Genomic DNA, 10518 nt, shown 5'->3' on the forward strand with positions numbered 1-10518 from the left:
CGGTACGGGAGTGGTTGCAGTGACGACGATCCTGTCTACCGGAGATCCGAGCGTAGGGCTCTGGCAACAGCCGGGCAAACGTTTGCCACGGACCGCTCGCCGGGCTCCGTCCGCGCTCGCCCTGCCCCCTAACACTTCTCAAGCGGTTCTTGAGAGATCCGAGGGAGGATCTCGAGTGATCATGCCGGACGCGCGTCCTCATCCAGGAGTCGCCGTGAATCATCCGATGCCTACGCACATGCCGGTGGCCGACGCCGCACGGCCCGTCCGCGCACGGCTGGAGCCGGTCGCCAGTACGGTCCGGTCCGACGAGGACGACATCGGGTGGCCGCGCCGCAGCGCGGTCAGTGAGGCCGTGTGGGCGAGCGGGGCCAGAGAGACCACAAGGACCAGCGGGGCCAGAAGGACCAGAGGGGGCATAGATGGCAGAGGGGCACGGACGCCGGTGCCGGTACGGCTCGCCCGCAGGGCGCGCGCCTATCTGGCGGTGCGCATCATGTCAGCGGGCACGCCGCGGTGTTGACACGGCGGTGGCAGAAGTCCGTGCGGGCCGGGATCCGTGCGGGCCGGGACCTGTTCAGGCGGCGGCGTGCGACGGGGCGAGGGCCTCTTTGGGGATCAGGAAGTCGCGGTACTCGGCCACGTCGCCCGCCGCGTCGAAGCGGAACTCCGCGATCAGACTGCGGGACACCCGTCCCGTGGTGAGCGTGGTCCGCACCATCACGCGGTCGCCCTCGGCGAGCACCGATTCGCAGACCGGGGCGTGATAGGCGTCGGCGACCATGGCACGCGCCAGTTCCTTGTTGCGCTCCTGCAAGGTCCGGTCGGCGAGCAGGGACGCCAGCGTCTCACTCACGGCGTCGTGCGGTGTCTGGGCCATGACCGGACCTCCCGTTCTCACAGCGCCCGCCCCGGGCGCCGACGGACCCATGGTCGGGCCCGCGGGTCAAGGACCGTTCGAGGTGCGCTACAGCCGGGGCTCCGGCGCCGGCGTACCCCTCGTCCCCGCCGGGCGGCAGCCACCCGCGCCGGCCCTGCTCGACCGCCCTCGCAGCCGCCTTCCGCACCCTGTGAGCGCCCAAGGCCGGGCAGGCCGCTGACGGGGGACGTCATGCCGTCCATGGGGGGCACGAGGTCGACAGCGCCCTGGACAGGGTCCTCGCGGGGCTCTGCCGGACCCTGCCGGCCGAGGGCCCCAGCGGCTGCGGACGCGGCAGTCCGGTCGACGGGTTCAGCGAACGTGCGACGGCGGGCCGACGGCTGCCCGGCTGCGGAGGTCGCCGGCCACCTGCCGGCCGTCGCGGCCCACGCGCCGGGGCCTGGCGCCGACACCCACGGACGCCGCACGACGCTGCCGAGGGCCTGCGGGCCCTGCGCGATGCGGCCGAGGGCCTGCGGGCCGAGGACGACGCGGCCGGTGCGCCGGCCCCCTCACCCCGACGGTGAGCGGCACGGTCCGAGCGGGGCGCGCGAAGTACGTCGCGGCGCTTCCCGCGGAGCGCTCAGCGCGGCACCGGCAGGATCTGGCGGGGGCCCACCGCCGGGTGGCCGGGGCTCTTCCACTCGCGCGGGTAACCCACCGAGACCTCCTCGAAGCGGACCCCGTCGTACCAGGTGGTGCGCGGAATGTGCAGATGCCCGTAGACCATGGCGCGTACCGGGAAGCGGACGTGCCAGTCGGCCGTCAGCTCCGTACCGCACCACTGGGCGAACTGCGGGTGGCGCAGGATCCGCGTGGGATGCCGGGTCAGCGGATAGTGGTTGGCGAGGACGAGCGGCAGCTGCGGGTCGAGCTCGGTCAGCCGGGCGTCCGTCTCCTTCACGCGGTCCAGGCACCATGCCTCGCGCGTGGGGTACGGGTCGGGGTGGAGCATGAACTCGTCGCTGCACACGATGCCGGACTCGTAGGCCCGGTCCAGGGACTCCTGCTTGGTCCGGGCCTCGGGCACCCGGAACGTGTAGTCGTACAGCAGGAACAGCGGCGCCACGACGACCGGACCGCCCTCCCCCGTCCATACGGGGTAGGGGTCCTGCGGGGTGAGCACGCCGAGGGAGCGGCACATGTCGACCAGGTGCGCGTAGCGTTCCGTGCCGCGCAGCTGGACCGGGTCCCCGCGCGGGGTCCACAGCTCGTGGTTGCCCGGAGTCCACAGCACCTTGGCGTAGCGGCTGCTGAGCGTGCGCAGGGTCCATTCGATGTCAGGGGTCGTCTCCGCGCAGTCGCCGGCGACGATCAGCCAGTCGTCCTCCGAGCGCGGACGCATCCCTTCTACGAACGACCGGTTGTCCGGGAAGGCGACGTGCAGGTCGCTCACGGCCCAGAGTGTCGCGTCTTTCCCGTGCGGCATAAGATCAGACCCTAGACCTCGAACGGCCCCGTGCAGAAGTCCTGCTCCCGCACGGGGTCTTGATCCGGACAGTCGGTCACGGCGCGGCTATTCCGCGACCCAGGTGTGCTGGGCGTAGCGGAACACGCGCAGTTCGCTGTCTCCCCGCCGGACGAACTCCTCGGTGGGGGAGAAATGGTCGTAGCGGTTCTCGACCCGGAGCTTGAAGGTCTCGTGGTGGTCCCGGACGAACGTGACGATCTCCTTCTCGCGCGGCTGGTACGGCATGCCGATCAGCAGGGCGTTGGGTTCGGCGGTCATCATTGGCATGGGGGCCTCCTTGTGTTCGTCCACGGATTCTTCGGGGTCCGGGCCCCGGTGGTTCGTCGGGGAGCGTCCTGCGGGCGGGCCGGTGTGCCGGGCTCCGCACCTCGCGGCGGATCCGCTGTCACAGCAGTTCCGGGACGGCCGCGGAGAGGTCCCGCACGGCGTCGGAGATGACCGAGGTGATCTCCTGGACGTGCTGGTCGATGAAGAAGTGACCGCCGCTGAAGACCCGGCAGGTGAAGTCGTCGGTGGTGTGGTCCGCCCAGGCCTCGGCCTCGGTGACCGTGGTGTGCGGGTCGTTGTCGCCGGTGAGCGTGGTGATCGGGCAGGTCAGCCGGGCGTCGGAGCGTGGATGGGTCTCGACGGCGGTGTAGTCGGCGCGGACCGGCGGCAGGATGGCGGCCAGCAGCTCGGCGTCCTCCAGCCAGGCCGGGTCGGTGCCGCCCACGGTGCGCAGCTCGTCCAGGATCCCGGCCGCGTCGCGCCGGTGAACGGTTCCGCCGCGCAGCCGGGACGGCGCCGGGTATCCGGACGCGAGCAGCCAGGAGGGCGGCGTACCCGTCCGGTCCTGATAGCGGCGGGCCACCTCGAAGGCGAGGACCGATCCCATGCTGTGTCCGAAGAACACGTAGGGGCGGCCGTCCTCGGCGTCGCGAAGTGCCGCGTAGACGTGGTCGGCGAGATCGGAGAGGCGGGTGATACAGCCCTCCGCCGCCCGGTCCTGGCGTCCCGGATACTGCAGCGCGAGCATGTCCAGCCCCGGCGCCAGGGCTTTTGACAAAGCGTAGTAATAGCTGGCCGAACCGCCCGCGTGCGGGAAGCAGACAAGCCGGAATGTGCTTTCTTCGGAGGGATGGAAGCGGCGTATCCACTCCCCGTCGAATGTCGTCGACCCCGTCATGCCGACCCCTTCTGTGCATTTCTGCGGAGTACACCCCTGCTTCCGTGCCACGGCGTGGCGCCCCGCGCGGGCGTCAGGCCGCGGCCGGCACGTCGCCCGTCCCGGCCGGGACGGGGCGCGCCACGTCCGGGGCCGACGGCACCCGGTCCCCGGTCAGCGGCAGGTTCTCCTCGGGCAGGGGAACCGGCAGCAGCGACGCTCCGCCCTCGGCGGCGTACGCACCGGGCAGGCCGGCGGCGGTGAGGGTCATCGGGTTCATGGGGCGTGCCCCCTTCTCAAGTCATCGGCACGGGCACCTGCGGCAGGCGGGCGGAGCCGCCGGCCACCCCCACCTTCACGGCCCCCGGTCGAGAAACGCTCGAGATCCGCACGGGCGCGCCTGTGAAGCCGGGCGCACCGGGGAAGCCGGGCGCACCGGGGAAGCGGCACCACACCGCTCGGTCACGGACCGGCCGGCCGCCCCGGGCATTTGTCTCAGGGGTCGCGTGCTGTCGCGCTCGAGTGCCGCCCTAAGACGACCGGTCATCATGGAGCTCCGGCGAGGCGAACCGCCGGACACGAGGTTCCCGAGCCGCCCTCCGTCCCCCGCAGGACGGCTCGGAACCTGCGTGCCTAGGCCGCGAACAGGTCGAACGTGGACTTTCGCGGCGGCCCCGCCAGCACGTCGAGCAGCGGGTCGACCGCCAGCATCGCCTGGTGCAGGCGCTGCAGTTGCGGAGAGGGCTCGACGCCCAGCTCCTCGATGAGACGGCCCCGCAGTCTGCGGTAGACGTCCATGGCCGAGCTCTGCCGCCCGGAACGGTACAGCGCGACCATGACCTGGGAGTGCAGGCCCTCGTGCCGGGGGTGCCGGGCCGTCAGTTCGACGAGTTCGGCGATGAGTTCGGCGTGGCGCCCGAGGCGGAGGTCGGCGTCGATCCGCCGCTCCACGGTGACCAGACGGCTCGCCTCCAGCCGCATCGCCTCGATCTCGAGGACCGGCCCGAGGCGTACGTCGACCATGGTGCGTCCCCGCCACAGATCGAGCGCGGTACGGAAACGGTCGGCGGCGACCTGATTGTCGCCGGCCTCGAAGGCGACCTGCCCCTCACGCGCCAGCGTCTCGTACTGGCGCACGTCGATATCGGCGGCGGGGGTCTGCAGCAGGTATCCGCCGTGCCGAGTGGCGAGCACCTCCTTCACGCTGCCCGCGCCGTCCGGCCCCATGGCGACCCCGATGCGCCGGCGCAGCTGCAGAATGTAGGTCTGCAACGTGGTGAGCGCGCTCTGCGGAGGGCTCACCGACCAGATCTCTTCCATCAGGGTCGAGACCGGGATCACCCGCCCGGGCGAGAGCGCCATCAGCGCCAGGATCTGCCGCGGCTTTCCCGCCGACGGCACGATCGATTCACCGTTAACCTCAGCACCCAACGGGCCCAAGAGCTGGATCTTCACGCGAACACCTTCCCCGTCGATCCGCCACTTGCGCGGCCCGAATTATTTAGCAGAATTGAAAACTATCGGACCACTAACCAACGGATCACTTTTCTCCAGTGGATCTGTAGCGGGCTTCTAATTTTATCGATCTTCGGCTTTTGCGGAATGCATCCGCCTATTTATCAGGGGTCTTCCGGACACCGGCGATCAGTCAGGAGATGAGCAGGCCGTTGCCGCTGTCGCGCACCGGCTCGGGCAGGGAGAGCAGTTGCGGCTCGGTGCGCTTCCAGGGGAAGCCGTGGAACAGCTGGAGCCCCGGCAGCCGCCCCCCGTCGGCCTGCACCGCGACGGCCACCAGGACGCCGGGCAGCGGTTCCAGCTCGACGAAGGTCCAGGCGCCCGCGGTGTCGTCAGCGGGCGCCTGGAAGCCGAGCACGCCCTGTTCGTCCGCGAGCGTGAAGGCGAAGGAGTCGAAGTCGAGTCCGAGGCCGAGGCCGCGCGCCTTGCTGTAGGCCTCTTTCAGCGTCCACAGCCGCAGCACCCGGCGCTTCCACGCCTCCGAGGCGACCCGGGTCCGTCCGATCCAGCTCTGCTCCCCGGCCGAGTACGCGCGCGCGATGGTCCCGAGCGAACCGGCGTCCCGGTCCAGGCGTTCGACGTCGACACCGATGCGCTGGTGGCGCACCACTCCGAGCAGGTTGTAGCCGCTCGCGTGCGACAGGTTGAAGTCCAGCTCCGGACCGCCGCGCGGCAGTCCGGCCGCCGGATACTGCAGCGAGGGTCTGCCCCTGGGCGAGCGCCAGATCATCAGCTCGGGTTCGACGAGGCCGGCCTCCATGGCCAGCGCCCGGCGCACCATGGTGTGCGCCACCACGTACTGCCGCCGGTCGCGCTCGAACATGAACCGCTCCGCGGTCTCCTTCTCCGGTCCGTCCAGCCAGTGCGTGGCGAGCACCCCGGCGATCGCGTCCGGCAGGTCGTCGTTGGCGCACAGCCACAGCTTCACCGTGGAGGAGGCGCCGGGACCCGTGTCGGGCGGCAGGCCTGTCACCGGTCGCTCCCGGCGTTCGCGGAGCCGAGCAGCCGGCGCAGCACGGCCGTGCCGGGCAGCCGCACCACGCGCGGGGGCGGCGGGGCCTCGGCTCCCACGTCGACCCCGGCCAGCCAGAGCCGGGCCAGCTGTTCGTTGCGACCCGACTGCCACAGGGCGCGCACATAGGCGCGGGTCTCGGGGACGTCGTCGAGCAGAGGCGGCCGGTCCTCGCGCTCGCGCAGATCGGCCCGGCGGACCGTGCCGGGCCCCGCGGCATCCGGGCCGTCATGGCCGAACTCTGCGAGCAGCGAGCCGAGTTGGGCGAGGTCCCGGACGGTCACGGCGAGCCGGCAGGGGCCCGCGGCCCGGCCGGTGCGCAGCTCCGCGGCGACCGAGGCGGCGGTCGGTCCGGGCGCGCCCGCGTCCTGCGGCGCCGCCGCCCACCGGGCCAACTGCCGTGCCGTCGCGGTGAGATGTTCCGGGGAGGGGGCGGAGAGCAGCACCAGTTGCTCGCCCTCGGCGCGCGGCGGCAGGCCCTGCGCGGCGCCGCCCTCACCGCCCTCGCCGGGCTCCTCGAGGACCAGTTGCCCGCACACCCCGCCGCTGCCGTGCACGGTGACCGCGGCTCTGCGGCACACCGGGGCGCCGTCGGGCCCGCTCGGCGCCCAGGGCACCGCCTCGGACCCCGGCAGGTTCGGCGCGAGGGTGGCGTGGTGCAGCTGGAGCACGGCCCGGGTGAGGGCGGCGCCACCGGTGGCCGCGCCGGCGTCCCCGACACAGCGGGCCACCGACTGCGGGGTCTCCCACAGGGTGATGTCGTCCAGGGTGATGCCGGTGCGGTGGGTGGCGGCGCGCAGCAGCCGGTCCTCGACCGCGGCACGGTCGCCTCGGCCGCGCTGGGCGACGGCACCGGCGCGGATGACGGCGTGCACCAGGTCCCCGTCCGCGCGTGCCGCGGCGAGCGGTTTGAGCAGGACGGCGCAGACCGCCTCGCCGTGTCCCGGCCGCAGTGCGGGGCGGGGCCCCAGGTCGGCGGCTGCGACGAGGGCGGCCGCGCACTCGCCGGTGGCGAGGGCGGTCAGCGCCTGGTGCACGGCGGTCAGGAAGGAGGACTCGGCGGTGTCGACGGTGCAGCTGGGGCCCCGCAGGTCGAGGAGTTCGGGGAGCCGGTCGGCCATCCGCCAGGGCCTGCCGGGTGCGGCCGGGGACACCGCTGCCGCGTCGGCGGCGGCAAGGCCCCGGCCGGCCGCGACGTACACGCCGAGGCTGCGCCCCGCGCCGTCGGCCGCCTCCAGCCGCTGCAGCCGTGCGCCGGTGTGGCCGCATCGCTCCAGGACGTCCCAGGCGGCCTCGATGAGCAGGCGCTCGCGGGGATCGGCCGCGGCGGCCTCCTCCTCGGTGAGGCCGAAGAGCTGTGGGTCGAACGCGTCGATGTCCCCGACGAGGTGGCCGGGGCCCGGCGACGCGGTGTCCCTGGCCTGGAGCACCCCGTGCCAGAAGGAGTCCACGTCCGCGACGCCCGGGTAGCGCCCGGCGACACCGATGACCGCCCAGCCCTGCTCCGCGGCCGGCTCGGCGGAGCGGACCGGGGCGGCCCCGGGGAGGGGGTCCGGCCCGGCCACGTCGGCGAGGTGCGCGGGCCCGGGCGGCGAGAGCAGCGCTCCGCGCAGCAGCGTCAGCGCGTGTTCGCGCTCGAGCGTGCCGTCCTTGAAGTGGGTGAGGATCTGCCGGTTGTCCATGATGCTGGGATTCCGTCCCGTCAGGTGCGGGCCCCCAGCAGCGCCACTGCCTCCTCGACGCTGAGTACGTCGTCGCGTACCGCGTCGAGCAGCGTCTCGAGGTCCCCTGGCGTCCGCGGGGAGACGGGCACCAGGGTGGCGAGATGGGCGGCCAGGGCGGCCAGACTTCGGTGGTCGTGGAGGACGGAGGCCGGTTCGGCCAGTCCGTAGGTGTGGTTGAGGCCCGCGATGAACTCGGTGGCGAGCACCGAGTCGAGGCCGAGCTCGGCGAAGGCCCGTTCCGTGTCGATCTCCTCGGGCTTGTGGTGCAGCAACCCGGCGAGCTGGCGCCGCAGTTCGCCGAGGACGAGGGTGCGGCCCACGGCGGAGCCCGACCGGGACGCCGCGGGCGCGGCCGCGTGCCCCTCCCCCGCCACGTACCGCGCGAGCGCCCGCAGCGTCGTGTGCTCCAGCAGGTCGGCCGGGCCGATCCGGGTGCCGTAGCGCTGGTTGAGCGCGGACGTGAACGCGACGTTCAGCATGGAGTCGATCCCGAGCGCCCGGAAGGGCCGTTCGGGATCGACGGCCTCCGGCGCGAGCTCCAGCATCTCGGCCAGGACCGTCGTACAGGCGGCGAGTGCCTCGGGTTCCGTGGTGGGCAGGCCCTGCCCGTGGCCGCGCGGATCACTGGTCGTCACAGGTGTCCCCTCCCGGGAGCCGTCAGCCGATCGGCACGGCGCTCAGGGCGGCCTGCGACAGCGCCGGCTCCTCGGCCGTCAGGTGCATGCCCTCGCCGGAGGCGGCCAGCAGGGACTTGTGCAGCCGGATCAGCCGGGCCGACGGCTCCAGACCCAGCTCCTGTACCAGGGTGGTGCGCAGCTGCCGGTAGATGCCCAGCGCCTCGCCGCGCCGCCCGGAGCGGTAGAGGGCGATCATGAACTGGGCGTGCAGGTTCTCGTGGGTGCGGTAGCGGCTGACCAGGACCGTCAGTTCGGCGAGCAGCTCGCGGTGGCGGCCGAGGCGCAGGTCCACCTTGATGCGCTGGTCCAGGGCGCACAGCCGGCTCTCCTCGAGCCGCCTGACCTCCATGGACAGCTGCGAGCCGAGCTGTACGCCCGCGAACGCGGTCCCGGTCCACAGGTCGAGCGCCTCGCGCAGCGCGGAGGCGGCTTCGGGGAAGTCGCCGGCGTCCATGGCCCGGTAGCCCGTGCCCGCCAGGCGCTCGAACTGCCGCACGTCGTTGACGCCTTCGCCGCCGACCAGCATGTAGCCCCCCGGCGCCGTCACGAGTACGTCCTTGGGGGTGCGCGGCGGTGTGTCCGCGCCGTCCTTCAGAAGGGCCTCGGCGATGAGGTCCCGCAGCTGAAGGACGTAGGTCTGCAGTGTCGTCCGGGCGCTGCGCGGCGGTGAGCCGCCCCACAGCTCCTCGATGATCACCGAGAGGGGTACCACTTGATCGATGTGCAGAGCGAGCAGCGCCAGGACTTTGCGCGGCTTGGGCGCGGTCGGGGTGATGGACACCCCGTTCTCGCGCACCTCCAACGCACCCAGAACCTCGATGTCCACGCCGCCTCCCGAGTTTTTCTGTAGCAAGCACCTCGATTAAAAAACAGCACGAGCGGTTTGTCAACGGCCCCTCTACCGCCGCACCATCCGTCCACCAAGGCCGTTACGCACGGAAAAGGCGAACAAAAGCGGTCTTTACAACCGATTTCGTTCGCCTTCTCTGCTGTCAGAAATGAACCGGACGGGCTCTTTTACTCGTGCCTTACTGCGGGGGGTTGCCGTGCTTGCGGGACGGCAGGTCGGCGTGTTTGGTGCGCAGCATCGCGAGGGAGCGGACGAGCACCTCGCGGGTGGCGGCGGGGTCGATGACGTCGTGGACCAGTCCGCGCTCGGCCGCGTAGTAGGGGTGCATCAGCTCGGCCTTGTACTCCTTGACCATCTTCTGGCGCATGGCCTCGGGGTCCTCGGCGTCGGCGATCTGGCGGCGGAAGATGACGTTGGCAGCGCCCTCCGCGCCCATCACGGCGATCTCGTTGGTCGGCCACGCGTAGGTGAGGTCGGCGCCGATGGACTGGGAGTCCATGACGATGTAGGCGCCGCCGTAGGCCTTGCGCAGGATGAGCGAGATGCGCGGCACGGTGGCGTTGCAGTACGCGTACAGGAGCTTGGCGCCGTGGCGGATGATGCCGCCGTGCTCCTGGGCGACGCCCGGCAGGAAGCCCGGCACGTCCAGCAGGGTCACGATGGGGATGTTGAAGGCGTCGCACATCTGCACGAAGCGCGCGGCCTTCTCCGACGCCTCGATGTCCAGGACCCCCGCGAGGGTCTGGGGCTGGTTGGCGACGATGCCGACGGCGTGGCCGTCGAGGCGTGCCAGGGCGCAGATGATGTTGCGGGCCCAGCGCTCGTGGACCTCCAGGTAGTCGCCGTCGTCGACGAGCTCCTCGACGACCTTGGTCATGTCGTACGGCCGTGAGCCGTCGAGCGGCACCAGGTCCAGGAGCGCGTCGCTGCGCCGGTCCGGCTGGTCGTAGGAGTCGACGCGGGGCGGGTTCTCACGGTTGTTCTGCGGAAGCAGCGCGAGCAGGTAGCGGACCTCCTGGATGCAGGTCTCCTCGTCGTCGTACGCGAAGTGCGCCACACCCGAGGTCTCGGCGTGCACGTCGGCGCCGCCCAGACCGTTCTGGGAGATCTCCTCGCCGGTGACCGCCTTGACCACGTCCGGCCCGGTGATGAACATCTGCGAGGTCTCGCGGACCATGAACACGAAGTCGGTCAGGGCGGGGCTGT

Annotated in this window: 12 protein-coding genes; all 12 read right to left on the reverse strand. The window is 71.9% G+C overall.

The annotated features are described in order from the left end of the window. Positions 1-219 precede the first annotated feature (219 nt). Entirely contained in the window at positions 220-420 is a 201-nt protein-coding gene (locus ACH4RC_RS33245; RefSeq protein WP_398207508.1) for a hypothetical protein, read from the reverse strand. A gap of 157 nt (positions 421-577) precedes the next feature. Beyond that, on the reverse strand, positions 578-880 hold the full coding sequence (locus ACH4RC_RS33250) for a hypothetical protein (RefSeq protein ID WP_398207509.1): 303 nt from the start codon (positions 878-880) through the stop codon (positions 578-580). A gap of 622 nt (positions 881-1502) precedes the next feature. Then, positions 1503-2348, reverse strand: coding sequence for a metallophosphoesterase family protein (locus tag ACH4RC_RS33255; RefSeq protein ID WP_398207510.1), 846 nt, complete (start codon positions 2346-2348; stop codon positions 1503-1505). A gap of 87 nt (positions 2349-2435) precedes the next feature. Further along, positions 2436-2657 (reverse strand): DUF5988 family protein, encoded by a 222-nt coding sequence (locus ACH4RC_RS33260; protein ID WP_398207511.1) that lies wholly within the window; start codon positions 2655-2657, stop codon positions 2436-2438. A 118-nt stretch (positions 2658-2775) separates the two neighbouring features. Then, positions 2776-3555 carry a thioesterase II family protein gene (locus tag ACH4RC_RS33265; RefSeq protein WP_398207512.1) on the reverse strand — a complete coding sequence of 260 codons (780 nt, stop codon included), beginning with the start codon at positions 3553-3555 and terminating at the stop codon, positions 2776-2778. 73 nt (positions 3556-3628) lie between these two features. Next, positions 3629-3814: a hypothetical protein gene (locus tag ACH4RC_RS33270; protein ID WP_398207513.1), complete on the reverse strand. Its 186-nt coding sequence runs from the start codon at positions 3812-3814 to the stop codon at positions 3629-3631. Positions 3815-4167: 353 nt separating this feature from the next. Beyond that, on the reverse strand, positions 4168-4989 hold the full coding sequence (locus tag ACH4RC_RS33275; protein ID WP_398207514.1) for a BTAD domain-containing putative transcriptional regulator: 822 nt from the start codon (positions 4987-4989) through the stop codon (positions 4168-4170). Positions 4990-5182: 193 nt separating this feature from the next. Continuing rightward, positions 5183-6022, reverse strand: coding sequence for a 4'-phosphopantetheinyl transferase family protein (locus tag ACH4RC_RS33280; protein WP_398207515.1), 840 nt, complete (start codon positions 6020-6022; stop codon positions 5183-5185). Further along, the gene (locus ACH4RC_RS33285) at positions 6019-7743 is read right to left on the reverse strand and encodes a polyketide synthase (protein WP_398207516.1); all 1725 of its coding nucleotides are present in this window, start codon (positions 7741-7743) and stop codon (positions 6019-6021) included. Before ACH4RC_RS33285 ends, ACH4RC_RS33280 begins: the two co-directional genes overlap by 4 nt. A 20-nt stretch (positions 7744-7763) precedes the next feature. After that, positions 7764-8420, reverse strand: a complete 657-nt coding sequence (locus ACH4RC_RS33290; protein ID WP_398207517.1) for a phosphopantetheine-binding protein — start codon at positions 8418-8420, stop codon at positions 7764-7766. Positions 8421-8442: 22 nt separating this feature from the next. After that, the gene (locus tag ACH4RC_RS33295; protein WP_398207518.1) at positions 8443-9288 is read right to left on the reverse strand and encodes a BTAD domain-containing putative transcriptional regulator; all 846 of its coding nucleotides are present in this window, start codon (positions 9286-9288) and stop codon (positions 8443-8445) included. 202 nt (positions 9289-9490) lie between these two features. Next, a partial coding sequence (locus tag ACH4RC_RS33300) for an acyl-CoA carboxylase subunit beta (RefSeq protein ID WP_398207519.1) occupies positions 9491-10518 on the reverse strand: 1028 nt, incomplete at its 5' end.

The sequence above is a fragment of the Streptomyces sp. NPDC016845 genome (assembly GCF_044332585.1).
In the GTDB taxonomy this organism is placed as follows: Bacteria; Actinomycetota; Actinomycetes; order Streptomycetales; family Streptomycetaceae; genus Streptomyces.